The 23,870-nt window shown below is 70.6% G+C and carries 25 protein-coding genes and 1 tRNA gene; 20 read left to right on the forward strand and 6 right to left on the reverse strand.

Features of this window, described 5'->3' with window-relative positions; genetic code table 11:
* Window positions 1-177 precede the first annotated feature (177 nt).
* The gene (locus IEY81_RS11160; RefSeq protein WP_189118550.1) at window positions 178-1,020 is read right to left on the reverse strand and encodes an SDR family oxidoreductase; all 843 of its coding nucleotides are present in this window, start codon (window positions 1,018-1,020) and stop codon (window positions 178-180) included.
* A 91-nt stretch (window positions 1,021-1,111) separates the two neighbouring features.
* Between IEY81_RS11160 and IEY81_RS11165 the strand changes: the two genes are divergently transcribed.
* The 6 genes from IEY81_RS11165 to IEY81_RS11190 all read left to right on the forward strand — a co-directional run bounded on the left by IEY81_RS11165 (window position 1,112) and on the right by IEY81_RS11190 (window position 5,748).
* Window positions 1,112-1,573, forward strand: a complete 462-nt coding sequence (locus IEY81_RS11165) for an Rrf2 family transcriptional regulator (protein WP_189118551.1) — start codon at window positions 1,112-1,114, stop codon at window positions 1,571-1,573.
* Between the two features lie 22 nt (window positions 1,574-1,595).
* Window positions 1,596-2,840, forward strand: coding sequence for a deoxyguanosinetriphosphate triphosphohydrolase (locus tag IEY81_RS11170; protein WP_189118552.1), 1,245 nt, complete (start codon window positions 1,596-1,598; stop codon window positions 2,838-2,840).
* Window positions 2,841-2,876: 36 nt separating this feature from the next.
* Window positions 2,877-3,428, forward strand: a complete 552-nt coding sequence (locus tag IEY81_RS11175; RefSeq protein WP_189118553.1) for a TetR/AcrR family transcriptional regulator — start codon at window positions 2,877-2,879, stop codon at window positions 3,426-3,428.
* Between the two features lie 91 nt (window positions 3,429-3,519).
* On the forward strand, window positions 3,520-3,978 hold the full coding sequence (locus IEY81_RS11180) for a hypothetical protein (protein ID WP_229787717.1): 459 nt from the start codon (window positions 3,520-3,522) through the stop codon (window positions 3,976-3,978).
* Entirely contained in the window at window positions 3,975-5,084 is a 1,110-nt protein-coding gene (locus tag IEY81_RS11185; protein WP_189118554.1) for a serine hydrolase domain-containing protein, read from the forward strand. Before IEY81_RS11180 ends, IEY81_RS11185 begins: the two co-directional genes overlap by 4 nt.
* A 34-nt stretch (window positions 5,085-5,118) precedes the next feature.
* Window positions 5,119-5,748, forward strand: a complete 630-nt coding sequence (locus IEY81_RS11190; RefSeq protein WP_189118555.1) for a maleylpyruvate isomerase family mycothiol-dependent enzyme — start codon at window positions 5,119-5,121, stop codon at window positions 5,746-5,748.
* On the opposite strand, the gene IEY81_RS11195 is transcribed toward IEY81_RS11190, so the two are convergent.
* A complete protein-coding gene (locus IEY81_RS11195; protein WP_189118556.1) occupies window positions 5,745-7,139 on the reverse strand; it encodes a GntP family permease in 1,395 nt (464 codons plus the stop codon). The two genes, IEY81_RS11190 and IEY81_RS11195, sit on opposite strands and share 4 nt — an antisense overlap.
* 75 nt (window positions 7,140-7,214) lie before the next feature.
* Here IEY81_RS11195 and IEY81_RS11200 point away from each other — a divergent pair, with 75 nt between their 5' ends.
* Entirely contained in the window at window positions 7,215-8,147 is a 933-nt protein-coding gene (locus IEY81_RS11200; RefSeq protein WP_189118557.1) for a 2-hydroxyacid dehydrogenase, read from the forward strand.
* A gap of 79 nt (window positions 8,148-8,226) precedes the next feature.
* Here the strand turns inward: IEY81_RS11200 and IEY81_RS11205 are convergent, their stop codons facing one another.
* Entirely contained in the window at window positions 8,227-11,592 is a 3,366-nt protein-coding gene (locus IEY81_RS11205; protein ID WP_189118558.1) for a phosphodiester glycosidase family protein, read from the reverse strand.
* Between the two features lie 68 nt (window positions 11,593-11,660).
* On the opposite strand from IEY81_RS11205, the gene IEY81_RS11210 reads away from it, so the two are divergent.
* The gene (locus IEY81_RS11210) at window positions 11,661-12,452 is read left to right on the forward strand and encodes a carbon-nitrogen hydrolase family protein (protein WP_189118559.1); all 792 of its coding nucleotides are present in this window, start codon (window positions 11,661-11,663) and stop codon (window positions 12,450-12,452) included.
* On the opposite strand, the gene IEY81_RS11215 is transcribed toward IEY81_RS11210, so the two are convergent.
* Window positions 12,449-13,129 carry a class E sortase gene (locus IEY81_RS11215; protein WP_229787719.1) on the reverse strand — a complete coding sequence of 227 codons (681 nt, stop codon included), beginning with the start codon at window positions 13,127-13,129 and terminating at the stop codon, window positions 12,449-12,451. The two genes, IEY81_RS11210 and IEY81_RS11215, sit on opposite strands and share 4 nt — an antisense overlap.
* A gap of 46 nt (window positions 13,130-13,175) precedes the next feature.
* Between IEY81_RS11215 and dnaG the strand changes: the two genes are divergently transcribed.
* From dnaG to IEY81_RS11245, 6 genes are all read left to right on the forward strand, one after another.
* The gene (gene dnaG / locus IEY81_RS11220; RefSeq protein WP_189118561.1) at window positions 13,176-15,065 is read left to right on the forward strand and encodes a DNA primase; all 1,890 of its coding nucleotides are present in this window, start codon (window positions 13,176-13,178) and stop codon (window positions 15,063-15,065) included.
* A 65-nt stretch (window positions 15,066-15,130) separates the two neighbouring features.
* A tRNA-Asn gene (locus IEY81_RS11225) sits at window positions 15,131-15,206 on the forward strand.
* A 97-nt stretch (window positions 15,207-15,303) separates the two neighbouring features.
* On the forward strand, window positions 15,304-16,797 hold the full coding sequence (locus IEY81_RS11230) for an FAD-dependent oxidoreductase (RefSeq protein ID WP_189118562.1): 1,494 nt from the start codon (window positions 15,304-15,306) through the stop codon (window positions 16,795-16,797).
* A 133-nt stretch (window positions 16,798-16,930) separates the two neighbouring features.
* On the forward strand, window positions 16,931-18,346 hold the full coding sequence (locus tag IEY81_RS11235; RefSeq protein ID WP_189118563.1) for an MFS transporter: 1,416 nt from the start codon (window positions 16,931-16,933) through the stop codon (window positions 18,344-18,346).
* Window positions 18,347-18,363: 17 nt separating this feature from the next.
* Window positions 18,364-18,597 carry a hypothetical protein gene (locus tag IEY81_RS11240; RefSeq protein ID WP_189118564.1) on the forward strand — a complete coding sequence of 78 codons (234 nt, stop codon included), beginning with the start codon at window positions 18,364-18,366 and terminating at the stop codon, window positions 18,595-18,597.
* A 111-nt stretch (window positions 18,598-18,708) separates the two neighbouring features.
* The gene (locus IEY81_RS11245) at window positions 18,709-18,954 is read left to right on the forward strand and encodes a hypothetical protein (protein ID WP_189118565.1); all 246 of its coding nucleotides are present in this window, start codon (window positions 18,709-18,711) and stop codon (window positions 18,952-18,954) included.
* A gap of 38 nt (window positions 18,955-18,992) precedes the next feature.
* Here IEY81_RS11245 and IEY81_RS11250 read toward each other — a convergent pair whose 3' ends face one another.
* The gene (locus IEY81_RS11250; protein ID WP_189118566.1) at window positions 18,993-20,273 is read right to left on the reverse strand and encodes a cation:proton antiporter; all 1,281 of its coding nucleotides are present in this window, start codon (window positions 20,271-20,273) and stop codon (window positions 18,993-18,995) included.
* Between the two features lie 127 nt (window positions 20,274-20,400).
* Here IEY81_RS11250 and IEY81_RS11255 point away from each other — a divergent pair, with 127 nt between their 5' ends.
* The 3 genes from IEY81_RS11255 to IEY81_RS11265 all read left to right on the forward strand — a co-directional run bounded on the left by IEY81_RS11255 (window position 20,401) and on the right by IEY81_RS11265 (window position 21,602).
* Complete coding sequence (locus IEY81_RS11255) at window positions 20,401-20,805, forward strand: DUF5709 domain-containing protein (protein WP_189118567.1); 405 nt, start codon at window positions 20,401-20,403, stop codon at window positions 20,803-20,805.
* Window positions 20,806-20,871: 66 nt separating this feature from the next.
* Entirely contained in the window at window positions 20,872-21,426 is a 555-nt protein-coding gene (locus IEY81_RS11260; RefSeq protein WP_189118568.1) for a hemerythrin domain-containing protein, read from the forward strand.
* Window positions 21,426-21,602 (forward strand): hypothetical protein, encoded by a 177-nt coding sequence (locus IEY81_RS11265; protein ID WP_189118569.1) that lies wholly within the window; start codon window positions 21,426-21,428, stop codon window positions 21,600-21,602. Before IEY81_RS11260 ends, IEY81_RS11265 begins: the two co-directional genes overlap by 1 nt.
* Here the strand turns inward: IEY81_RS11265 and IEY81_RS11270 are convergent.
* The gene (locus tag IEY81_RS11270) at window positions 21,599-22,063 is read right to left on the reverse strand and encodes a DUF3817 domain-containing protein (protein ID WP_229787721.1); all 465 of its coding nucleotides are present in this window, start codon (window positions 22,061-22,063) and stop codon (window positions 21,599-21,601) included. The genes IEY81_RS11265 and IEY81_RS11270 overlap by 4 nt on opposite strands.
* Before the next feature lie 65 nt (window positions 22,064-22,128).
* Here IEY81_RS11270 and IEY81_RS11275 point away from each other — a divergent pair, with 65 nt between their 5' ends.
* The 3 genes from IEY81_RS11275 to IEY81_RS11285 all read left to right on the forward strand — a co-directional run bounded on the left by IEY81_RS11275 (window position 22,129) and on the right by IEY81_RS11285 (window position 23,858).
* Window positions 22,129-22,683, forward strand: a complete 555-nt coding sequence (locus IEY81_RS11275; protein ID WP_189118570.1) for a Dps family protein — start codon at window positions 22,129-22,131, stop codon at window positions 22,681-22,683.
* Between the two features lie 10 nt (window positions 22,684-22,693).
* Window positions 22,694-23,089 (forward strand): hypothetical protein, encoded by a 396-nt coding sequence (locus tag IEY81_RS11280; protein WP_189118571.1) that lies wholly within the window; start codon window positions 22,694-22,696, stop codon window positions 23,087-23,089.
* 94 nt (window positions 23,090-23,183) lie between these two features.
* Window positions 23,184-23,858, forward strand: a complete 675-nt coding sequence (locus IEY81_RS11285; protein ID WP_189118572.1) for a DUF6766 family protein — start codon at window positions 23,184-23,186, stop codon at window positions 23,856-23,858.
* Window positions 23,859-23,870 lie beyond the last annotated feature (12 nt).

Consider the following 23,870-nt stretch of genomic DNA (forward strand, 5'->3'; position numbering starts at 1 on the left):
CGTCTGCCCCGCTGAGGATCGCCGAGTCGGCGCGTCTGCCTCATTGAAAGGCGCTGAGTCGGCGCGTCTGCCCCGAGATCTTGGGGCAGACGCGCCGACTCGGCGTCGTACGGCGGGGCAGTTGCGCCGACTCGGCGTCGTACGGCGGGGCAGTTGCGCCGAGTCGGCGACCGGGGGTCAGAGAAGGGTGGCGAGGGGGGTGGGTTTGCGGCCGCCGATGCGCTCGACGACGTCGGTGACGTTGGCGAGCTTGCCGAGGCGGGTCGCGGCGCCGAACGAGGTCATCAGCGGGGCGAGGAAGTCGGGGAGCCCGGCGGCGAGGAGGCCGGCGGCGTAGGTGTCGTCGTCGACCTGTACGACCTCGACCGGCTTGCCGGAACGCTCACCGGCAAGGGTGGCGAGGTCGGCGGCGGTGTAGGCCTGCGGCCCCGTCACGTCGTACGCAGCGCCCTCGTGTCCCTCGCTCGTCAGCACCCCGACGGCCACTGCCGCGCAGTCGGCGCGGGTGACGTAGGCGGCGGCGCCGTCGCCGAAGTTGGTGACCAGCTGACCGGCCTCCGCGGCCCCGTTGATCGTGTCGACCTGCATGTCGGCGTAGAGGTTGTTGCGCAGCATCGTCCAGGCCAGACCGCTCTCCCGCAGCGCCTCCTCGGTGGCGGCGTGGTCGGGAACGACGCCGGCCGGGTTGTCGGGCGTCGGCTCGGGGACCGAGGTGTAGGCGATGTGGCGCACCCCGGCCTTCGCGGCCGCGTCGATGGCGGCGCGGTGGCCCTCGACCCGGTTGCCGACGACGTCGGTGGAGATCAGCAGGGCGCGCTCGACGCCCGCGAAGGCGTCCGGGAGGCCCTCGGGGTTGCCGAAGTCGGCGGCGCGGACGTCGGCTCCGCGGGCGGCGTAGTCGGCGAGCTTGGCCGGGTCGCGGGTGAGGAGCACGACCTCGGACGGGTCGACGGTGGCGAGGAGCTGGTCGGCGACGAGCCGGCCGAGCTGGCCGGAGGCACCGGTGATGGCAATGGTCATGAAGGGTTCCTGTCCAGAAGAGATCTGTAGTCACAATGATGACGGTTCCGTAAATGTAGTCATGGCGATGACAATAAGGCAAGATGGGGGTATGGCCACCCCGACGAACACCCGTTTCGCGGTGGCCGTGCACGTCCTGGCCTACCTCGCCTCGTGCGCGGCGGTCGGACGTACGACACCGGTCGGCTCCGAGGAGCTCGCGGGCAGCACCGCCGTCAACCCGGTCCACGTACGCAAGGTGCTGGGCCCGCTGCGTACGGCCGGTCTGGTTCGGTCCCGCCCCGGCGCCCGCGGGGGCTGGGAGCTCGACGTGGATCCGGCGACCGTCAACCTCGCCCAGGTGTGGCAGGTGCTGCAGGGCGACGACCCGGTGCTCGGCATCCACGGCCCGAACCCCGCCTGCCCGGTCGGCGCGGGCATCCAGAGCGTCCTGGCCGACCTCGACCGGCGGGTCGCCAAGGCGGTCCTGGCCGAGCTCGAGGGCATCTCGCTGACCGACGTGCTCGCCGACTCCGGCTTCGACCCGGACGACTATGCCGGGTTCCTCTGCTGAGACAGCGATAGCCTCTCCAACTGTGGAGCCATATCAGGTCGCTGACCAGGAGCGGATCGTCGCCGAGCCGCCCAAGCGGGTGGTGGCGCCGGAGCGTACGCCGTTCGAGCGCGACCGCGCTCGCGTGGTGCATGCCGCCTCGACCCGCCGGCTGGCCGCGAAGACGCAGGTCGTGGGCCCCCAGGCCGACGACTTCGTACGCAACCGGCTGACCCACTCCCTCGAGGTCGCCCAGGTCGCGCGCGACCTCTCTCGCGCGCTGAACGGGCCGGAGTCGCCGCAGCCCGACATCGCCGAGACCGCGGCGCTCGCGCACGACCTCGGTCACCCGCCGTTCGGCCACAACGGGGAGAACGTGCTCGCCGAGCAGGCCAAGGGGATCGGCGGTTTCGAGGGCAACGCCCAGACCCTGCGGATCCTGACCCGGCTCGAGGCGAAGACCTTCGACGCGGACGGGCGTTCTGTCGGGCTCAACCTGACTCGGGCGACGCTCGACGCGTGCACCAAGTACCCGTGGCGCTTCGGCGAGTGCCCGGGGCCGAAGTTCGGTGTCTACGAGGACGACCTCCCGGTCTTCGCCTGGCTGCGGGCGCCCGGCGCCGGCCAGCGGCAGTGCGTCGAGGCGCAGATCATGGACCTCTCCGACGACGTCGCCTACTCCGTCCACGACGTCGAGGACGGCATCGTGGCCGGCAAGATCTCCCTCGCGAGCCTCGACCTCGACGGCGTCGCTGAGACCGTCGCCGACTGGTACGTCCCGGGCTTCGACCGCGCGCTCGCCGAGGCCACGATCGCCGACCTGCGAGCGGCCGGCTGCTGGATCGCCGACGGTGCTGCCTACGACGGCTCGCGCCGCTCCCAGGCCATGCTCAAGAACCTCACCTCCGACGTGATCGGCCGGTTCTGCGGCGCCGTCAAGGCGGCGACGTACGCAGCGGGCAGCGGCCCGTTCGTCCGCTACGGCGCCGACCTGGTGGTGCCGGAGCAGACCCGGATGGAGATCGCGCTGCTGAAGGGGGTCGCCGCGCACTACGTGATGCGCACCGACGAGCGTGCGGTGAAGATGGACCGCCAGCGCAACCTGCTCGGCGAGCTCGTCGACCACCTCGCCGCCACCGCGCCCGACGACCTCGACCGGCAGTTCGCCGACGACTGGCGGGCCGCTGCTGACGACGCCGCCCGGCTCCGTGTCGTCATCGACCAGGTCGCCTCGCTCACCGACATCACCGCGCTGGCCTGGCACGAGCGGCTCTGTCAGGGGCTATGATCCCCCTCTACATATGTAGAGCGAACGGAGATCGGCGTGGGACGTCGTGAAGAGCTGGCCGACGCCGCGATCGTCACGCTGGCGCGCGAGGGGATGCGCGGTCTGACCCATCGCGCGGTCGACCGCGAGGCCGGGGTCTCGGAGGGCTCGACCTCCTACTACTTCCGCACCCGTCAGGCGCTGCTCGGGGCGGTCGTCGAGCGGGCCACCGAGATGGACACCGCCGAGCTCGACGTCGCCTCGTTCGAGAGCCTCGAGACGGCCGCTGCCGCGATCGCTGAGATCCTGGGGGAGTGGGCCACGACCGGCCGGGCTCGTCAGCTGGCCCGGTTCGAGCTCGCGCTGGAGGCGACCCGGCGTCCCGAGCTGCGCGCTCCGCTGGTTGCGCGTCAGGAGGTGCTCCGCGGAGTCCTGCGTGACCGGCTCGCCCTCCTGGGGGTCGCCGACGCGGCCGAACGGGCCGCCGAGCTCGTCCCGCTGCTCAACGGCGTGCTCTTCGATGCGGTCACCCGGGCGGAGGACGAGGACGAGGCCGTCGCGATGATCCGCCGGAACGTACCCCGGCTGCTCGAGGTCGTCGGCAGCTGATCGCGCAGCCGGCTGGTGCTCGGAATTCTGTTGGCTCGTATCCTCTACATCTGTAGAGTGCTCTACAGATGTAGAGGAAAGGAAGTGGATCATGAGTACGACCAGACGAACCGGCCCCTCGACGGCCGCGATGCTGCTGGGGATGGGGCTGACGGTGGCCGCCGTGGTCGTCGTGTACGTCGACCGCGCATCGGCCGACGTGCTGGCCGGGCACATCCGCGCCGGTTACCCCGGCTACGACCAGGGCCAGATCGACACCGCCGCCACGACGTACCTCGCCTATCTGACGGTGCTCGGCGTCCTCGGCGTGCTCGCCTGGGGCGCCGGTGTGTGGGTGACCAGGAAGCGGCTCACGGTCGCACCCTGGCTGGTGAGCGCGCTCTTCGTGGTCGGCACGTCCGTCGCGCTGTTCAACCTCACCGTCCGGGACACCTCCGGCGCGACCGGGCTGGCGCCGCTGATCGGCTGGGTCGGGCTGCTCCCGTCGCTCGCCGGTCTGGCTGCGGTCGTCCTGGTCTGGCGCGCGCGTCGTGGAGAGGTGGCGTCGTGAAACCGGAGACCCTGCAGGCGCGACTGGACGCCGCGCACGAGGCCGGCCTGATCGGCATCGTCGCGGAGGTACGCCACGACGACGAGTCCTGGGTTGGAGCCGCCGGGCTGGCGGACGCCGAGGCCGGGGTGTCGATGGAGTCGACGATGCGACAACGCGTCGGCAGCGTCAGCAAGACCTTCACGGCCGCCGCGGTGATGCGTCTCGTCGAGGCCGGCGAGATCGACCTGGACCGGTCGATCGGCCACTACCTTCCGCATCTGGTGCCGGGTGAGCGTGGCGCGGCGATCACGCTCGAGATGCTGATGGGGCACACCAGCGGCCTCGCCGACTACCTCCCGCAGGCGTACCCCTCGCTCGCCGCCTTCCCGAAGATCGCGGCGACGACCCCGGCGAGCCTGGAGGACCACCGCTTCACCCGCTTCGACCCCGTCGACCTGATCGCGCTGGGCGTCGCCGCACGGCCGGTCGGCACCCCTGGCGGGCGGCCCGGCGTCTACTCCAACACCGGCTACCTGCTTCTCGCGCAGCTCATCGAGCTCGTCATCGGCCTCGGCGCCGAGCAGCACATCACCGAGAGCGTCATCGCGCCCGCCGGCCTGACCGACACCGAGCTCCCGACCGGGTCGAAGATCGAGGCGCCCCATCCGAAGATGTACGAGAGCTGGTTCGGAATGTTCGACCCGCCCCGCGACTTCAGCGTCTTCGACATGTCCTGGGTCGGTCCCGCAGCATCGCTGGTCACCACCCTCGCCGACATGAACCGATTCTTCGGCATGCTCCTCGCCGGCGAGATCGTCTCGCCCTCCTCGCTCGAGCGGATGCGGCGTACGGGTCAGGTCATCGCCTTCGACGGCTCGCGGATCGACTACGGCCTGGGTCTCCACCGGGTGCAGGCGCCCGGGCTGGGCACCTTCTGGGGTCACGACGGCAGCGTGTGGGGAGCGGGTGCGGTCTCGCTGACCAGCGAGGACGGCCGCCGCCAGCTCTCCGCCGCGGTCAACCAGCAGCGGTGGAACCGTCTCGACGCCGGCGGCGTCCCGCAGCCGCACGCCATCGATGCAGCCCTGCTCGCGTTCCTCGGGGAGGCGCTCGGCGAGGCGTAGCGGCTGCGGGCAGACGGGGCTAGGTTCGGGAGTCATGACCGACCACGCAGCGCTCGCGACCGCCGAACGCGAGGACCTCGCCGACTTCCTCGAGACTCTGGAGCCCGAGCAGTGGGAGCGACCGTCGCTGTGCACCGAGTGGACGGTGCGCGAGGTGGTCGCTCACACAGTCAGCTACGAGGGCGTCCGGCTGCGGGAGTTCGCCGGGATGCTGCGGCACGCCCGGTTCCGGTTCGAGGAGATGAACGCCCGCCGGCTGGCCGAGTTCGGATCGAGGGAGCCGGGCGAGCTGGTCGCCTACCTGCGTACGCACGTGCGGCCCTCCGGACCTACGTCGGTGGGCGGTGGCCGGATCGCGCTGACCGACGCGCTGATCCATCACCAGGACATCCGCCGTGCGCTCGGGCTGCCGCGCGTGGTGCCGACCGAACGGCTCGTGCCGGTGCTGGGCTTCGCGTTCATGGCCCGGCCGTTGCCGGCCCGCCGCAACGTACGCGGCCTGCGGCTGCTCGCGATCGACCTCGACTGGTCCCACGGACGCGGTGACGAGGTCACCGGTCCGGCCGAGGCCCTGCTGATGGCGGTCAGCGGGCGCGCCGACGCCCTGCCCGAGCTCGCCGGGCCGGGGCTGGCGACGCTCGAGAGCAGGGTGCGGGCGAGCTAAGGGACGATGAACCAGAGGAGCGAGGCGATCACGAAGACCGAGACGCCGAGTGTGGTCTCCAGCACCGTCCAGGTCTTGAGCGTCGTGATGACGTCCATCCCGAAGAAGCGGCTGACCAGCCAGAAGCCGGAGTCGTTGACGTGGGAGAGGACGGTCGCGCCAGCGGCGATCGCGAAGACCAGCAGGGCGATGTCGAAGCTGCCGAGGTCGGCCGCGGCGACCTGAGCCGAGATCAGCCCGGCGGTCGTGGTCAGCGCGACGGTCGCCGAGCCCTGCGCGACCCGAAGCAGGGTCGCGATGAGGAACGCCTGCACGATCAGGGACATGCCGAGGTCGGAGAGCGAGGTCGAGAGCGACTCGCCGATGCCGCTGGTGCGCAGCACGCCGCCGAACATGCCGCCGGCGCCCGTGATCAGGATGATCGCGCAGATCGGGCCGAGCGCCTTGTCCATGATGTCGCTCGCGGTGCCGATGGGGAAGCGCCCAGGGGAGAGCACGAACATCGCCACCAGCACGGTGATCAGCAGGGCCACCGGGGTCTGACCGATGAGCACCAGTGCGCTGGCCCAGGTGGCGTCCTCGCTGACGGTGCCGGCCGCGCGCAGCGTGGTGACGACGGTGTTGAGACCGATCAGCACCAGCGGCAGGAGCAGCAGCAGGACGACGGTGGCGAAGGACGGGGGAGCGGTCCGCTCCTCCGAGCCGTCGGTCCGCTCGGGGTCGTCGAGCGCGAAGACGTTGGTCGGGTGCGGGTTGAAGCGCGCACCCAGCCGGGTGCCGACCAGGTAGGCACCGGGGATCCAGGCCAGTACGGCGACCGGTACGCCGATCAGCAGCGTCAGGCCGATGTCGCCGCCGAGCTCGGTGGCCGCCGCGACCGGTCCGGGGTGGGGTGGGACGACCGCGTGCATCGCCGCGAAGCTTCCGGCCGTGGGCAGGGCGTAGAGCAGGATCGAGCCGCCGAAGCGACGCGCGACCGCGAAGATGATCGGCAGGAAGACGACCAGGCCCGCGTCGAAGAAGATCGGGAAGCCGAAGATCAGGGCGGCGACCCCGAGCGCGAGCGGAGCACGCTTCTCGCCGAAGGCGCCGATGAGGGTGTCGGCGAGCACCTGCGCGCCGCCGGTCACCTCCAGCAGCCTGCCGAGCATCACCCCGAACGCGACCAGGAGCGCGACCGAGCCGAGCGTCGAGCTGAAGCCGTCGAGCAACGCCGTCGGGACGTCGGCGATCGGGATGCCCGCCACGACCGCCGTCACCACGCTCACCAGCACCAGCGCGACGAAGGCGTGCAGCTTGACCTTGGCGATCAGGACGAGGAGTACGACGACCGCGACGGCTGCGATCAGGAGCATCACCCACGTGGGGTGAGCGGGGGCCAACGGATCCATGGCGGACACCCTAGCGGTGAGATGTGATCTGGGTCACCCCTGACCGGGTATGCGAGATATGAGAGTCTCCCGGGTGTGAGTGATCCCCTGGTCTGGCTGCCCTTCGATCCGTCCGAGCTGGGCGAGGTGCCCGCGGGCCTCCGCTTCGAGCTCTTCGACCACACCCGCTTCGCCGGCCCCGAGGTGGAGGTGCCCGACTCCGTCGGCGAGGTCGCCTTCTACCTGCCGCCCTACATGCTCGGCTCCCGCATCTTCGACGTGGTCAGCCAGATGAGGTCGCTGCAGGTGGTGCAGCTGCTCACCGCCGGTGTCGACGCCGCCCGCGGGCGCATCCCCGAGGGGGTGACGCTCTGCAACGGCCGCGGCATCCACGACACCTCCACCGCCGAGCTCGCCCTCACCCTGATCCTCTCCTCGCTGCGCGGGATCCCCCGGCACGTACGTCATCAGGACGAGCACACCTGGCGGCCGGGCTGTTTCCCGTCGCTGGCCGACCGCAGGGTCCTGATCGTCGGGTACGGAGCGATCGGCCGCGCCATCGAGGCCCGGCTGCTCCCGTTCGAGACCGAGGTGGTCAAGGTCGCCCGCACCGCCCGCGACGACGTGCACGGCTTCGACGAGCTCGAGAAGCTGGTGCCGGAGGCCGACGTGGTCGTCCTGGTCACGCCGCTGACCGAGGAGACCCGCGGGCTCGTCGACCGGAAGTTCCTGAGCCGGATGAAGGACGGTGCGCTGCTGGTCAACGTCGCCCGCGGCGGGGTCGTCGTCACCGACGACCTGGTCGCCGAGCTCGCCACCGAGCGCATCCACGCGGCCATCGACGTCGCCGAGACCGAGCCGCTCCCGGCGGAGAGCCCGCTGTGGAGCTCGCCCAACCTGCTCATCACCCCGCACGTCGGCGGAGCCTCGAGCGCGATGTGGCCGCGCGCCTACCGGGTCGTCCGCGAGCAGCTCGAGCGATTTGCTGCTGGTGAGCCGTTGGCGAATGTGATGTCGGGGGCGTACTGACGGGTAGTCCAGGGAGTTCTGGCCCGTTACCGACCAGTAGACCGGCCAGAACTCCCTGGACTACCCGGCCGTCACCGCGTCACCGCGTCACCGTGATCGCCGTCTCCGCCTTCACCCCGTTCACCACGAGCGTCAGCGTGGCGGTGCCGGGGCGGAGGGCGGTGAGGCGGCGGGTGGTCGGGTCGAGGCGTACGACACCACGACCGTGCTCGCCGACGGCGACCCCGTCGCCGCCCCACTCGGCGGTGACCGGCCAGGCGACGGGGACGGTCGCGGTGCCCTGGGTGAAGGTGGCGTCGAGCGTCACCGAGGAGCCCGCGGCCAAGCTCGCAGGAGCCCCGGTCGAGACCGTGTCGACGGCCGGGCGGGTCTCGGCGCGCAGCCAGCGCAGCCTCGCGCCGGGGCCGGGATCGTCGCCGACCACACCGGCGCGCGGGTCGATGCCGATCATCGTCCAGCCGCGGAAGCCGCCGCCGGTCACGGTGCCGGCCGGGTTCTTGCCGGAGTTGCCGTTGATCAGCATCGAGACGCCCTGGGCCGACGAGCCGTGGAAGACCCCGACGTGGCCGTCGACGACCGCGACCGACTTGCCCGAGGACGTACGGAACCGCCCCAGCCGGTCTTCGAGCTGCCGGGCCTCGATCCGGTCGGTGAGCTGGCTGGCCTTGTCGGGCAGCGGGTCGTCGATCGGGTGGTGCATCGCGAGGACGACGCCGGTCACCGCCGGGTCGGCGGCCGCTTCGCGCAGCTGTGACTCCAGCTCGGTCAGCTGGGCCTTGCCGTCGTCGTTGCCGTGCAGGGTGCCAGAGGAGCTGTTGAGGGTGATGAGCTGCGTCGCGCCGAGACGGAACGAGGTGTGGGTCGCCCCGAAGACGGCCTTGAAGTTGGCGATCGGTCCACCCATGACCTCATGGTTGCCCGGCACGTAGGTGTAGGGGATCCGGTGGCCGACCTCCTCGTCCAGCACCCGCTTCGCCAGCGCGATGTCGGCCGGTGACGCCTCGTCGACGAGGTCACCGTCGATGATCAGGTGGTCGGGGCGGGCGGCGACGATCTCGCGGAGCGTCTCACGTACGTGGCGCACCAGGTCGCTGTCCGGGTCGCGGGCCACGAACTGGCCGTCGGACATCACCGCGATCCGCTGGGGTCGCTCGTCGACGGTGCCGTCGGTGAGGATCACCGGGTCGTGCACCTCCTCGGCCTGCGTCGGCGGAGCGTCCGGCGCGATGTTGGCGACCAGGTCGCTGATCGTCAGGTCCCCGGCGTACGAGGCTTCCGGCCGGGTCTCCAGGAACCGGATCTTGTCGACCCGGATCGGCATCACCGTGCCCGGCGGGATCGGATAGACCACCTGCTGCCAGCCGTCCCAGGTGACCAGGTCACCGTCGAGGTTGCTGACCGTGCCGTCCCCGGAGCGGATCTGGATCCGCGGCCAGATCCCGCTGGCGTCACCGTCGACCCACAGCGAGAGACTCAGCGGGCTCCCGGGCACCTCGAGACCAGCGGGCGGAACGGCATAGACGCCGCGGGTCCCGGTGCTGGTGGTGAAGTCGTGGCGCAGCCGGAGCGCGTCGCCGCCGTCCTGGCCGCCGCCGGCGACCGGCTCGATGGTGGCCGTCGCCCGCGCGGTCTCGACCGTCCAGGAGGCGCCGTCGGTGAAGTCGGCCAGGGTGTGCTGCTCGCTGCCGACCAGCACCGTCGAGGTCACGTGATGCCCACCCACGGCGAAGTCGACGACCGCCGCACCGCTCTCCATCGTCGGGCGCACGCTGAAGCCGTTGGCCCCGTCGGGAGCGACCTCGACCCCGGGACCGGCGTCCACGGTCACCTCGGCCGGCTCGATCGGCGCCGGCCGACCGTCGGCGTCGTAGCCGGTGACCTGGATCGTCGCGGTCTCCCCGGGCTCCTCGATCGCCAGCTGCGACCTGTCGACCGCCAGCCGGTCGAGCGGACCGAGGACGGTCAGCGGCATCGATGCGCGGTGGCCGGCCGTGGTGAAGACGACGTCGGCAGAGCCCGTACGCCGCCCGACGGCCGCCGCGCGGTCCTCATCGACCCCGACGATCTTGACGTCGGGCCCCTTGGCGCGGAACCGTCCCGGCTGCTCCACGGCCGCGTAGGCGGCATCGAGCCCGGAGCCGAAGAGAGTACGCCGCTGCCCCTGCAGCACGCGGTAGGCGCCGGCCCGGTTGGTCACCGGGCGCACCTGGGCACCGGTCGGGACACCGGTCGGCTCCGCGGAGGAGAAGAAGAGCAGCGAGTTGGAGACCTCGCGCTCGGAGCCGTCGGAGGGGGTGTCGACGATCCGCGACTCCACGTCACCCGCCACCCGCGCCGCCATCGTCGTCGAGCCGCCACCGTCGAGATTGAGCGCCTGATAGGCCCCGAGGCTGATCATGAACCGGGCCAGCTCTCCCCGGGTCATCCCGCGCGAAGCGGCGGTCTGGCCGTCGAGCGCGAGCACGATCAGCCGGGTGCCGTCGCGGTTCAGCCCGACCGCCGTCCGCGAATGGACCCCGTCGTCACCGATGCCCGGGCCGACCTCCCCGTCGGCCACCAGCTGCACGTTGCCGCTGACCGCCCAGTCGAGCTCGTCGGCCAGGTCGATGGCGACGTCGACGCGGTCACCGACCTCCAGCGCGCCGACGACCTCGGCCCCCTCCTCGCGGCCGAGCAGCACCTGCCCGCCGTCCGGTACGTCCGGGGCGCCGGCCTCGTCGGCCACGGCGGTGACGACCCCGTCGACCACGCTCGCCCGGGCGACCTCGTCGGAGACGTTCCCGGGGCCGCCGACCGGCCGGTCGAGGGTGTAGTCGCCCCACAAGCCGGTGTAGACGCCGATGCCGTCGGCGGGCAGCGACGGCGTGTTGAAGCCGGCGAGGTCGTGCGCGTCCCCGTCGATCGTGACCGTGCCGCCCGAGGTCAGCTCGCCGATCGCGGCCCCGGCGTCGGTCATCGAGAGCGTCGGCTCCGCCCCGAACCGGGCGTTCTGCAGCCCCGACCGGCTCTTGGCCAGCCCGACCGGAGCGCCCGAGGCGTTGATGTCGTAGAAGCCCGCGTTGACCCCCGCCACCGCGCCGGTGCCGGTCATCTGCTGCGACAGGGTCGCGATCCCGGCGACCTTCCCGGTGTTGCGTACGTCCATCGACAGCGTCGGTTCGGAGAGGTCCGCGGTGAGGACGTTGCCGCGGTTCCAGCCGGCGTCCTCCAGCCGCTGGAAGTTGGTCAGCCTCAGACCGGGGGCGACGTCCTGGGTCGCGACCGTCGAGAGCGCCTCGCCGTTCGCGGTGAAGTCGTAGCCGTTGGCCTCCTGCTGGCTCGGCGCGATCCCGCCGGGCGCGAGCGTCACCGCCGTCGGCGGTGGCGGAGGTACGTCGGCCGCGGCCGGTCCCGCGACGAGGAGGACGATCAGGGCAAGGGCGAGTGTGGGGGCGTGGGGGCGCACGCCTCTCACTGTGACGACCATCATGATCTGTGTGAAGCGAATTAACCGGGGGCGGTACCGTCACCGTTGTGCTTCAGACTGCGGTCGTCCAGGAGACGGCGGTGCCCGGCGACGTGACCGCCAACGTCGCGACCGCCGCCGCGCGGGTCCGCGAGGCCGCAGCGAGGGGTGCCCGCCTCGTGGTGCTGCCGGAGACGTTCCCGAGCTCGTGGGACGTCGCCGCGTTCGACGGCCCGCTGCCGTCGCTCACAGATGCCACCTGGCTCGATCCGGTCCGCGACGCGGTCGAGGAGACCGGAGCCGTGCTCGTGCTGAACTCCGCCCTCGATCACGCCGGACGCCGCTCGATCACGAGCCTGGTCATCGCGCCGGGGGAGGAGCCGGTCGCTGCCTACGACAAGCAGCATCTCTTCCCGCCCGAGCGGGAGCGCTTCGCACCGGGCGATCACGGCACCACGATCGAGATCGACGGCATCCGGGTGGCGCTGTCGGTCTGCTACGACGCCAACTTCCCCGAGCACGCCGCTGCGGCGGCCGCCGACGGCGCGATCCTCTACCTCAACTCCGGTGCTTACTTCCCCGGCGGCGGCCACCGGCGCGACCTGCACTACGCGGCCCGGGCGCTGGACAACTCGATGTACGTCGCCTTCGCCGGTCTCGTCGGCGGACCGCTCGGCCTCATCGGCGGCTCCGCCGTCTACGACCCGCTCGGGCGCCCCGTCGAACGCCTCGACGACAGGACGCCCGGCATGGTCGTGACCACGATCGACCCGGCCGAGGTCGCGCGCGTGCGCGAAGAACAACGGATGTGGACCGACCATCGAGGCGACCTCGGTCCGCGGCGTACGCTCCGGCTCTAACCGCGCTCGGTGGGCTTCTCGGCGACCAGCCTGCCGAAGGCGATCATCCGGTCGTCGGTGTGGAAGAGCTCGGCGCAGGTGGTGAGCGTGATCAGGCGCTGGCCCTCGACCTGCTCGGGCTCGACCCCGCCGTCGGCGGGGTTGTCGGGCAGCGGCTCGGTGACCCAGCTGGCGGTGAACGGCACGATCAGGTCGTCGCCACCGCTGGTCAGCTCGTAGACGTACGTCTTCTCCCTGGTCACCACGCGGATCTCGTCCCCCTTGCGGAGCGAGGGCATGTCGCGCAGCGGCTCGCCGTGGGTGACCCGGTGGCCGGCGAGCGCGAAGTTGCCGACCTCGCCGGGGCCGGCGGTCTCGCTGAAGTGGCCGAAGCCGGCGCCGAGCACCCGGTCGGAGGTGCCCTCGAGCACCGGGATCCGGTAGTCCTTCCCGAACCGCGGGATCTCGATGATCGTCGATGCCGACCCGAACTCGGTCTTCACCTCGCCCTGCCCCGAATCCCACGCCTGCTCGATCTTCGTGGTCGCCTCGCGCTGTCGCTCCTTGCTGACGATGGTGGTGCCGTAGAACTCCCAAGCCACGTATCCGAGCACTGCCAAGCCGCTCAGCAGGAGCGCGATCCCGACCCAGAAGAAGCCTCGGCGGCGGCGAGGCTGGGTGCGTGTTTCAGTGGCCATCAGGTCCAGCATCTCAGGCGGGTCGCCGACCCGTAAGATCTTCGGTGTGGCGGGTCGGATCAAGGAGACGAGCATCCAGGAGGTGCGGGAGAAGGCGCGCCTGGACGACATCGTCTCCCAGTACGTCACGCTGCGCCGCGCCGGACCCGGCACCTTCAAGGGCCTGTGCCCCTTCCACGACGAGAAGTCGCCGTCCTTCAACGTCAACCCGAGCCGCGGGTTCTACAAGTGCTTCGGCTGCGGCGAGGGCGGCGACGTCATCGACTTCGTGATGAAGCTCGACGGGCTGAGCTTCTTCGAGGCGGTCGAGCGGCTCGGCGACAGGGTCGGCGTCCAGGTCCAGCGCGACGAGGGGGACGAGGCGCCCGTACGCCGCGGTCCCGGCCGAGGCAAGCTCGTCGAGGCCCACAAGGTCGCCGCCGAGTTCTACGCCGAGCAGCTGCTGACCCCCGACGCCGTCGTCGCGCGGCAGTTCCTCGCCGAGAAGGGTTTCGACCGCGACGCTGCGCTCCACTTCGGCGTCGGCTTCTCGCCGCGCGGGGGAGAGGACCTCTACCGCCACCTGCGGGCGCGCGGCTTCTCCGACGAGGAGGTCGTCACCGCCGGCCTGGTGGCGCAGGGACGGTCCCACTACGACCGGTTCCGCGGCCGGCTGATGTGGCCGATCCGCGAGTCGGGCGGCGACGTGATCGGCTTCGGCGCGCGGCGGCTCTTCGACGACGACCGCATCGAGGCGAAATACCTCAACACCTCCGAGACGCCGATCTACAAGAAGTCCCACGTCCTCTACGGCATCGACCTGGCCCGCAAGGAGATGGCCCGGACCCGCGAGGCGGTGATCGTGGAGGGCTACACCGACGTGATGGCCTGCCACCTCGCCGGCATCACCACCGCGGTGGCCACCTGCGGCACCGCATTCGGCGACGACCACGCCAAGGTGCTGCGCCGGTTCATCTCCGACGACCAGCAGCTGCGCGGCGCGGTCGTGTTCACCTTCGACGGCGACGCGGCCGGGCAGGCCGCCGCACTGAAGGCGTTCAAGGGAGACGGCAACTTCACCTCCCAGACCTATGTCGCCGTCGAGCCCGACGGCCTCGACCCCAACGACCTGCGCATCAAGAAGGGCGACGAGGCGGTCCGCGAGCTGCTCGCCAACCGGGTGCCGCTCTACGAGTTCGTGCTGCGCAACATCGCCGACAAGTACGACCTCGACCGCGCCGACGGCCGCATCGACGCCCTGCGCGAGGCGGCCCCGCTGGTCGCCTCGGTGCGCGACGAGTCCAAGAAGATGGGCTTCACCCGCGATCTCGCTCGGTTCGTCGGCGTCGACCCCGACGAGGCCGCCCGAGAGGTACGCCGCGCCGCCGGCCGCCCCGCTCCGCAGGCCGCCCCGCCCCGCCGCGATCAGGTCGCCGCTGCTTCCTCAGAGGCCCCGGCCGCCCCGCGCCGCCCACCCATGCCCCACCCCCGCGAGCCGCGCTTCGCAGTCGAGCGCGAGACCCTGAAGCTCTTCGTGCAGCACCCGGTCGCCCTGGGCCGCACCACCGGCGAGATCACCCCCGAGGCCTTCACCCACCCGCTCTATCGTGCCCTGTGGGAGATCATCGCCGGCCTCGGCGGACCCGGCGCCGGCACCGGCGACGCCCACTGGGCCCAGAAGCTCGGCGCCGCCGCCACGGAACCCCTCGTCAGCCGCATCCTCGCCGAGCTCGCCGTCGAGCCGATCCCCTCGGCGAAGGAGCCGGACGCTGCGTACGTCCTGCAATATGTCGTACGCCTCCTCGAGCTACTCGACCAGCGCCGCATCGCCGACGTGAAGAGCCGTCTGCAGCGCTCCGACGCCGCCGCCGACCCCGACTCCTACAACCGTCTCTTCGCCCAGCTCGCAGCGCTCGAGCAGCACCGCCGCGGCCTCCGCGACCTCGTCGCCGAGTGACGGCCTCCCGATTTCCGATCGCCGCCGCCGGGTTGCTAATGTTTCACCCGCGCCGCAAGGAGCATTCCCCGATAGCTCAATTGGCAGAGCATTCGGCTGTTAACCGGAGGGTTGTTGGTTCGAGTCCAACTCGGGGAGCCACACAGAGCCGCTGACCTGGAGATCAGGTTCAGCGGCTCTCGTCGTTCAGCGGCACCGCGCCTGACTAGAGCATGCGGTCAACGGGTACCCCATCCACATGGACGCGCTGTGGACATCACGCACCTCGGACTCTGACCCGCTGCCCGACGACGGTCGCTTCGACGACATCGTGGTGGGGGCGGGGCTGACCGGCCTGACGGCCGCTCTGCTGCTGGCGCGCGCCGGGCGCCGGGTAGGCGTCGTGGAGGCGCGCGAGGTCGCTGCGGTCACCACCGGTCGCACCACGGGCAAGCTGTCGCTGCTCCAGGGCACGAAGCTCTCCCAGATCCTGAGCGCGCAGTCGCGCGAGGTCGCGCAGGCGTACGTGGACGCCAACAAGGAAGGTCAGCAGTGGCTGCTGCGGTTCTGCGGCGACCATGACGTACCTTTCCAGGTCCGTGACGCGGTGACCTACGCCGCCGCCGAGCGCGACCTCGCCAAGGTGAAGGACGAGCACGAGGCGGCTCGCTCGCTGGGCCTGGACGTACGCTGGGCCGACCAGCTCGAGGTGCCGTTCCCGCTCGTGGGCGGGACCGTGCTGGCCGAGCAGGCGCAGTTCGACCCGATGGACGTGGTCGCCGCGCTCGTCGACCAGCTCCGAGCACACGGCGGGACCGTCCACGAGGGGCGTCGCGTGGTGGGGGTCTCGCGGCGAGGCGCGCCGGAGGTCACTCTCGACGACGGGCACGTGCTCCGTGCCGACAACGTCGTCCTCGCGACCGGCATGCCGGTCCTCGACCGGGGCCTCTACTTCTCCAAGGTCGAGCCGACGCGCTCCTACATCATCGCGTTCCAGGGCGCCGAGGTGCCGTTCGGGATGTACCTCTCGGTCTCCTCGCCGGGCGTCTCGATCCGCAGCGTGCCGGGAGATGCCGACAGCGCGCCGGCGCTGCTCGTCGGCGGTGCGGGACATGTCGTGGGGCGTACCCGCTCCGAGAGCGCGAAGCTGGACGAGCTGCGGGAGTGGACCGCCCACTACTTCCCGGGGGCCACCGAGACGCATGCCTGGTCCGCGCAGGACTACTCGCCGCCGGACGGGGTTCCCTTCGTCGGCAAGCTGCCTCGCGGTGGCGGGCGCATCTACCTGGCCACCGGCTACGACAAGTGGGGGATGACCAACGGGGTGGCTGCGGCGCTGAGCATCGCGGGACAGATCCTGGGCAAGCGGCCCGAGTGGGCCGAGACCCTCGGCAGCCGTCCGCTCCGACCGCGCGGAGCAGCCCGCGTCGCCGCCATCAATGCCGGTGTCGGAGTGGCCGCGACCGGGTCGTTCGCACGCGCCGAGTCGAAGAAGGTCTCAGTCCCGGCCGGCGAGGGTGAGGGCAACGTGGGCCGCGACGGGGTCGTGCCGATCGGCGCCTCCCAGGTGGACGGCAAGACCTGCCAGGTCGTCGCGCTGTGCACCCATCTCGGAGGTGCGCTGCGCTGGAACGACGCCGAGAAGAGCTGGGACTGTCCGTTGCACGGGTCCCGGTTCGCCCCGGACGGCAAGGTCCTCGAAGGCCCCGCCACGAAACCGCTGGTCCAGCACGAGGTGCTCGCCGACGACTGACCGGGGAGTCCCTCAGGGTTGAGATCGGCCCTGTGGGGGTACCTCCTCGTCACAGAACGAGGAGGCGGTCACATTGGCATCGGGCGCGCAGACTGGAACGATCACCACCGACATCCCGGCTCGGCTGGACCGGATGCCCTGGTCACGATGGCACTGGATGATCGTGATCGGGCTCGGCACCGTCTGGATCCTCGACGGGCTCGAGGTCACCATCGTCGGATCGATGTCGGCGGCTCTCAAACCGGAGGGCACCGGCCTGGGCATGTCCAGCGCCGACATCGGTCTGGCCGGCGCGATCTACGTCGCCGGCGCCTGTGTGGGTGCCCTCTTCTTCGGGCAGCTCACCGACCGGTTCGGCCGCAAGAAGCTGTTCATGATCACGCTCGCCGTCTATCTGCTCGGCACCGTGCTCACCGCCTTCTCGATGAACCCGATGTGGTACTTCGCCTGCCGGTTCATCACCGGCACCGGGATCGGCGGAGAGTACGCCGCGATCAACTCCGCGATCGACGAGCTCATCCCGAAGAAGTACCGGGGCCGCGTCGACGTCGCCATCAACGGGTCGTTCTGGATCGGTGCGGCCGGCGGCTCGCTGCTCACCGTCGTCCTTCTCAACGAGGCGATCATCGACCCGAGCTGGGGCTGGCGGATCGCGTTCGCGCTCGGTGCGGTGCTCGCCTTCGGCATCCTCTTCGTACGCAAGGCCGTTCCCGAGAGCCCGCGGTGGCTCTTCATCCACGGCCGTGAGGAGGAGGCGGAGCGGATCGTCTCCGACATCGAGGGCAGGGTGCGGCACGACACCGGCACCGACCTACCGGCCGTCGACGACGACTCGATCAGGATCCGGCAGCGCAAGACGATCAGCCTGGTGCTGATCGCGCGCACCGTCTTCGCGCTCTACCCGCGCCGCACGATCCTCTGCTTCGCCCTCTTCGTCGGCCAGGCGTTCCTCTACAACGCCTTCTTCTTCACCTACGGCGACACCCTCACCACGTTCCTCGGGGTGGAGCAGACGGGCTGGTACCTGGCGATCTTCGCGGTCAGCAACTTCGCAGGTGCGCTGCTGCTCAGCCCGCTGTTCGACAAGCTCGGCAGGGTGCCGATGATCACCGGGACGTACGTCACCTCCGGGGTCCTGCTCGCGATCGCCGGCATCATGCTCGGCAGCTTCGACGCGGTCACCCTGACGATCGCGGGCGCGATCATCTTCTTCATCGCCTCGGCGGGTGCCAGCGCTGCGTACCTCACCGCCAGCGAGATCTTCCCGATGGAGACCAGGGCGCTGTGCATCGCCTTCTTCTACGCGATCGGCACCGCTGCCGGCGGCATCAGCGGGCCGCTGCTCTTCGGCCGGCTGATCGACGACGCCTCGGCCAGCGGAGACATCACCGGCCTCGCGATCGGCTACTTCATCGGTGCGGCCCTGATGATCGCCGGCGGCATCGCCGAGGCGATCCTCGGGGTGAAGGCCGAGGGCCAGTCGCTGGAGAACATCGCCAAGCCGCTCACCGTCGAGGATGCGGAGCCGTCCGCACCGAACCCCGCGTGAGACGAGGAGGAACCGTCATGCCCATGCCGCCGCCGAAACCCACCGAAGGCCACCGGGACCGGCAGACCACCGAAGAGGTCGGTCAGCTCGTCCGGGCGCTGAAAGAAGAGGGGCCGCAGAGCCCCGAGCAGCTCGCCACGCTCGTCGGAGCACGGTTCTGGAAGGACCATCGCTTCGACCGAGCGCTCACCCAGGCGGTCGCCGACGGCGTGATCGTCGGCGCCAGCGACGGCAGGCTGCACTCGACATGAGCGGCTCGGCGCCGGTAGGGGCAACCTCTTCTGCGTCGTCGACCTGGGTCACACACCCGCCGGCTGAACCACCGCCGGTATGTCGTCCCGCTGCTCGGGTACCGCGTAGTCATGACTGAGATGAACCAGGACGAAGCCCGCGTCCAGGCCCTGATGGGTGTGGTCGAACGCGTCAACGCTTGGCAGGAGACCGCCCCGGACGGGACCATCCGCGACGAGCTCGACAAGGCGCTGGAAGAGGCCGGGGTGACGCTCACGGAGCACCAGAAGGAGCAGGTCACCGACCAGATCTCGCGGCAGGAGGAAGTCGACTACGACCTGCTCGCCTCGCACACCGGCGAGGGCGGCCCGGCCTGACCGAGGGCTGAGCGCACCACGACCCGGCCCGGGGGGAGTCACCCTCGGGCCGGGTCGATGCGCGCCATGACCGGGGTCGCCAGGATCCCGTGGATCAGCACCGAAGCGACGATCGTGAAGGCGACCGTCGACCACAGCCAGTCCTGGGCCAGGAGCTCGGACTCGCCACCGGCGTAGGCGAGGTAGTAGACGGAGCCGATGCCGCGTACGCCGAAGAAGGCGGCCGCCCAGCGCTGCGGCCGGGTGAGCTCGGTCGAGCCCGACGTACGCCTCGGCCACGACGTGAGCGCGAGGACACCGGCCAGCGGCCGGACGACCAGGATCAGCCCGAGTCCGATGACCACGCCGCGCCAGTCGAGCGCGTCCAGCAGACCCCGGGTCAGCGCGATGCCGAGGATGAGCAGGACGAAGAGGGTGAGCAGCCGCTCGAGGCGCTCGGCCACCTCGTGCATGGCCGCGTGGTAGTCGTGGGAGCGCTCGGCCGAGCGGAACGACAGCGCGCAGACGAAGACCGAGAGGAACCCGTAGCCGCCGACGATCTCGCCGACCCCGTAGGCCGCGATCAGTGCCGCGAGCGCGAGCAGCGACTCGCCGCGTTCGGCCACCCGCAGGGAGCGGTTGCTGGAGCGGAACGCGATGAAGGCGAGCAGCTTGCCGACCACGATCCCGGCCAGCACGCCGATCACGACCTTGCCGATCAGATAGAAGCCGACCCACTCCAGCGCCCAGTGGGAGACCGCGTCCTCGGTGGCGATCATGATCGCCAGGTAGACGAACGGGAAGGCGAGGCCGTCGTTGAGCCCCGCCTCCGAGGTCAGCGTGAAGCGGAGCTCGTCGCTCTCGTCGACCTCGTGGTCGTCCGTCTGCGGACCGGCGACCTGTACGTCGGAGGCGAGCACCGGGTCGGTGGGCGCGAGCGCTGCACCCAGGAGGATCGCCACCGCCGGCGCCAGGCCGGCGACCCAGCCGAACAGCGCCACCGCGGCGATGCACAGCGGCATCCCGATGGCCAGCAGCCGCCAGGTCGGCGACCAGCGTCGCCAGGTCTTCGGGTCGAGCAGCGACAGCGGCCGGTCGATGGCCAGGCCGACGCCCATCAGAGCCACGATCACGACCAGTCCGGCGACGTGCTCGATCGCGGCCCGGTTCTCCTGCGGGTCCAGGGGCATGCCGTCGGGGAGCGGGGTCAGACCGATCAGCATCCCGATGCCGACCAGCACCATCGGTGCCGAGATCGCCCAGCGGTTCAGCAGGTCGGGGAGGATGATGGCCAGCAGGAGGCTGGCGCCGAACACGACGTACGCAACGTCGGCAGTCATGGCCAGGATCCCCCTGATTCATCGCGTCGTCGAGCCGGCTTCGCGGACCCGCTCGGTCAGGTTACGTGAGGGGTGGTCCGTCCGTGGGGCATTGGGTTCGGCCGGGTCGGGGGTTAGTGTCCCAAGCATGAGTGAAGACCAGCTGCAGCCAGAGGACACGCTCGACGACCGCGGCGTGGAGGACGTCCTGGACGAGGGCTACTCGCCGCCCGAGCGGCCGCGAGGCGTCACCGCCAAGGGCGTCACGGCGCGTGAGGAGATCGAGGGCGAGACCATCGACGAGCGCCACGCTCAGGAGGAGCCCGAGGTCTGGGAGGAGGCCGAGGCCGAGGCCGACGCCGACATCCTGGACGGCCCGGTGACCGGCGAGGTGGGCGACGCCCGCGCCGGTCGGCTCACCAGCCCCGACGAGGGCGTGCTCGAGGACGACGAGGCGGCGCTCGTGGGCCACGACGAGGGCATCGACGGCGCCGGCGCCTCGGCCGAGGAAGCAGCCGTGCACATCGTCGACGAGGACGCCGAGCAGCTCTGAGGGAATGATTTTCCGGCTCGTGGGTACTGGTGGGCGGTCTGATCCCTACCAGCGAGGAGAACTGCCGTGTCTGAGGACGTGGTCGACCTCATCATGCAGGACCACCGCGAGGTGGAGAGTATTTTCGAGAAGCTCCAGCGCGAGCCGGAGGTGAGGGCCGGACTGACCCCCGTCCTGGTGACCCTGCTGGCGGCCCACAGCCGCGCCGAGGAGTCCGAGGTCTACCCGGCCGCGCGGGACGAGGCGGGCGAGGCAGAGGATGTCGCCCACAGCCAGGAGGAGCACCTGCTGGCCGACCGCCTGCTCGCCGAGCTGAGCGAGTGCGACCCCTTCGGTGACGACTACGAGAAGAAACTGAAGGAGGTCGTCGACGCGGTCACCCACCACGTCGAGGAGGAGGAGAAGACCGTCCTCCCCGGCATGCGCAGCGGTCTCGACGACGCGCGACGTGCCGAGCTCGGCCAGGCCTTCTTGAAGAGCCGCCAGGAGCACCTGGGCGACATGCCCCAGGACCGCACCCGGGCGGAGATGAAGCAGCAGGCCGCCAACGCGGACATCCCGGTCGGCGACAAGGGTAAAGAGGCCCTTCGGGACGTGCTCGACGAGCACGCCGACGAGTGATGTACACGGTACGTGGCATCGACGAGTGGTGGCTCGTCGCTCGCTCCTCGGTCGCCAAGCACTGCGCCAGCGCGCTGGCGGCCGTGGACGAGAAGGAGGACGCGCAGGAGAAGCGGGCGAGCGACTCCGACGACGTCGATCGCGGCGGCTGGTGGGGGCGGCTGCCGGCCTGCTAGCCGCCGACCGGCGGTCCGACGAGGAGCGCGATCACGGTCAGCGCGGCCACGCTGGCGACGCCGGTGGCCAGGCCGCGGACCGGGTTGCGCACCAGCCACGCGAGCGGACGCTCGAGCGGGCGCACGGGGGACTCCTGGACCAGTCGCCACTGCGAGGCGAGGAGGCCGCGGCGCTCGGCGTACCAGTCGAACCACAGCGTGAGCAGCGGCGGGATCGACGAGGCGAGGCCGGCGACCAGGCGGCCGAAGGACCAGCGCTGGTCGATGGCGATCGCCACGGTCGTCAGGCAGTAGGCGATGAAGACGATCCCGTGCAGCATCCCAAAGACGCTCACGGCGAGCTCGGTGGTCTCGGTGACGTACTTCAGGAACAGCCCGATGAGCAGCCCGGTCCAGGTCACCGCCTCGGTGACGGAGACGACCTTGTAGAGGCGAGACGGGGAACGAAGCAGCGCAGGCACGCGCCAAGGGTATTCGTCGCAGAAGGAAGAGCATGAATCGCGCAGCGGCCGGGTACCGAGTGGACATGGCTAAGAACAAGCTGCACTACACGGTCCCCGGCCTCGACGAAGGTGATGCGCAGACGATCATCGACCTGCTGCAGTCACGCCTTCACGCCGCGAACGACCTCCATCTGACTCTCAAGCACGTTCATTGGAACGTCGTCGGCCCGCACTTCATCGCCGTCCACCAGATGATCGACCCGCAGGTCGAGGCGGTACGTGCCATGGCGGACGCCATCGCCGAGCGCATCGCCACCCTCGGTGGCGCGCCGCGAGGCACCCCGGGCGCTCTCGTCGAGGAGCGCACGTGGAACGACTACAGCATCGGTCGCGCCACCACCCAGGAGCACCTCGCCGCGCTCGACGTCACCTACCAGGGTGTGATCACCTCCTACCGCGAGGCGATCAAGACCGTCGACGACCTCGACCTGGTGACCCAGGACATGCTGATCAGCCAGACCGACCAGCTCGAGCTCTTCCACTGGTTCGTCCGCGCCCACCTCGAGGACCAGGGCGGCAACCTGAAGACCAACGACGCCTCTACGGAGTCCGGCGCGGCCCAGGCCGTCAGCGGCTGAGGCGGTCGCAATGAGGTGGTGGCTCTCGGCACCGGCTCTCATCCTCCCGCTCATCCTCACCGGATGTGGCTCAGGACAGGACGAGGCGGTGCGCGAGAGCGCCGCCGATTTCAACGCCGCGGTCTCCGCGAAGGACTGGGCACGGGCGTGTGACCTGCTCGCTCCGGAGACGCGCGGAGAGGTCGAGTCCGCCGCCAAGAGCCCGTGCACCAGTGCGCTGGCGGAGGAGGACCTGCCCGCCCCGGGCGCCCTCGAGCAGGTGGATGTCTTCGGCACCACCGCCGAGGTGCGCTACCGGGGCGACACGCTTTTCATGACCGAGTTCGCCGACGGCTGGCACCTGCTCGCAGCGGGCTGCACGCCTCAGCCGCCGAAGCCCTACGACTGCTCCGTGCACGGAGGCTGAGATGCGACTCATGTACGTCACCTACCTGGCCGTCATCGCGATCGGGCTGCTCTACACGCTCGTCATCGCGCTGCGGCACGGCTGAGGAGGACCGGTGCGTCGATTCCTCGAGGAGAACTCGCTCAGCCTCGTCTTCGGGGGTCTCTTCCTCGCGACGCTCGTCGGCCAGGCGTTCGCCGGCTGGCATCTGCTGAACGACGAGCTCTTCGCCGAGGGCCTCCACCAGATCTCGTTCGGTCGCTACCTGACCTCGGCCAGCTTCGCCGTCGACGTGACGGAGAACTGGCAGAGCGAGTATCTCCAGTTCCTGCTCTACGTGATCTTCACGGTCTGGCTCCTGCAGCGCGGCTCACCCGAGTCCAAGCCGCTCGGGCACGCCGGCAAGGAGTCCGACGAGGAGCAGAAGGTCGGAGCGTACGCGCAGGACGACTCGCCCAGGCTGGCGCGGGTCGGCGGCATTCGCACCGCCCTCTACTCCCGCTCGCTGGGCATCGTCATGGGAGCCATCTTCCTGATGTCCTGGCTCGTGCAGTCGGTGGCCGGCTGGGCGGACTTCAACGAGACCAGGCTCCGCCAGCTGCGTGACCCGATCTCGTGGGGCTCCTATCTGCTGAACTCCGACTTCTGGTCCCGCACGCTGCAGAACTGGCAGTCGGAGTTCCTCGCGGTGGGGTCGATGGCCGTGCTCGCGATCTATCTCCGCCAGCGTGGCTCGCCGGAGAGCAAGCCGGTCGGGTCGCCCCACGATGCCACTGGCATCGAGGGCTGACCCCCGGCTGCC

It is taken from the genome of Nocardioides luteus (assembly GCF_014648595.1).
GTDB lineage: Bacteria > Actinomycetota > Actinomycetes > Propionibacteriales > Nocardioidaceae > Nocardioides > Nocardioides luteus.

What these genes read in the sequence shown, in the direction of transcription:
- IEY81_RS11275 (WP_189118570.1), top strand. Translation starts at nt 22,129, where the DNA reads ATGGCTAAGAACAAGCTGCACTACACGGTCCCCGGCCTCGACGAAGGT.
- IEY81_RS11245 (WP_189118565.1), top strand. Translation starts at nt 18,709, where the DNA reads ATGACTGAGATGAACCAGGACGAAGCCCGCGTCCAGGCCCTGATGGGT.
- IEY81_RS11280 (WP_189118571.1), top strand. Translation starts at nt 22,694, where the DNA reads ATGAGGTGGTGGCTCTCGGCACCGGCTCTCATCCTCCCGCTCATCCTC.
- IEY81_RS11240 (WP_189118564.1), top strand. Translation starts at nt 18,364, where the DNA reads ATGCCCATGCCGCCGCCGAAACCCACCGAAGGCCACCGGGACCGGCAG.
- IEY81_RS11250 (WP_189118566.1), bottom strand. Translation starts at nt 20,273, where the DNA reads ATGACTGCCGACGTTGCGTACGTCGTGTTCGGCGCCAGCCTCCTGCTG.
- IEY81_RS11235 (WP_189118563.1), top strand. Translation starts at nt 16,931, where the DNA reads ATGCCCTGGTCACGATGGCACTGGATGATCGTGATCGGGCTCGGCACC.
- IEY81_RS11165 (WP_189118551.1), top strand. Translation starts at nt 1,112, where the DNA reads ATGGCCACCCCGACGAACACCCGTTTCGCGGTGGCCGTGCACGTCCTG.
- IEY81_RS11160 (WP_189118550.1), bottom strand. Translation starts at nt 1,020, where the DNA reads ATGACCATTGCCATCACCGGTGCCTCCGGCCAGCTCGGCCGGCTCGTC.
- IEY81_RS11195 (WP_189118556.1), bottom strand. Translation starts at nt 7,139, where the DNA reads ATGGATCCGTTGGCCCCCGCTCACCCCACGTGGGTGATGCTCCTGATC.
- IEY81_RS11180 (WP_229787717.1), top strand. Translation starts at nt 3,520, where the DNA reads ATGAGTACGACCAGACGAACCGGCCCCTCGACGGCCGCGATGCTGCTG.
- IEY81_RS11230 (WP_189118562.1), top strand. Translation starts at nt 15,304, where the DNA reads ATGGACGCGCTGTGGACATCACGCACCTCGGACTCTGACCCGCTGCCC.
- IEY81_RS11190 (WP_189118555.1), top strand. Translation starts at nt 5,119, where the DNA reads ATGACCGACCACGCAGCGCTCGCGACCGCCGAACGCGAGGACCTCGCC.
- IEY81_RS11255 (WP_189118567.1), top strand. Translation starts at nt 20,401, where the DNA reads ATGAGTGAAGACCAGCTGCAGCCAGAGGACACGCTCGACGACCGCGGC.
- IEY81_RS11265 (WP_189118569.1), top strand. Translation starts at nt 21,426, where the DNA reads ATGTACACGGTACGTGGCATCGACGAGTGGTGGCTCGTCGCTCGCTCC.
- IEY81_RS11215 (WP_229787719.1), bottom strand. Translation starts at nt 13,129, where the DNA reads ATGGCCACTGAAACACGCACCCAGCCTCGCCGCCGCCGAGGCTTCTTC.